Annotated in this window: 1 protein-coding gene; it reads left to right on the forward strand. The window is 36.8% G+C overall.

Annotated features, from left to right (window positions below):
* Positions 1-137: 137 nt before the first annotated feature.
* Positions 138-367 (forward strand): hypothetical protein (locus AAEY79_RS14270; protein ID WP_352288905.1); only part of this gene is annotated, 230 nt, incomplete at its 3' end.

Consider the following 367-nt stretch of genomic DNA (forward strand, 5'->3'; position numbering starts at 1 on the left):
TTGGTGTTAAGATTAAGATGATTGATTACGATTATGTGGATGGGAAATTTAATGCTAGTGTATTTGTCATTTTTGGTGCAGTTATTATTGTTAACTAGATTATATGTGTTATTTTTATTCATTCTGGGAGGGCGATAATGACTATTTGGCTTAATGCAGGCATTATTTTCACCTTACTTGCCATTGTTACTATTTTAATAAAATGGGGCAATGTACGCGTAGTGGGCGTCACACCAGTGAGAACATTCACTTTTATAGCAATCCTGTTTACCTCAGGCCTAGACGTTGGCCTTATTATGTTCCCTTTAACCGAATTTGCCGGTTATGCAGACATAAAAGCAAGCCCAGAATATGCATTTGCCAATCC

It is taken from the genome of Psychrobacter sp. GW64-MNA-CIBAN-0177, from assembly GCF_040309585.1.
GTDB classification, from domain to species: domain Bacteria; phylum Pseudomonadota; class Gammaproteobacteria; order Pseudomonadales; family Moraxellaceae; genus Psychrobacter; species Psychrobacter okhotskensis.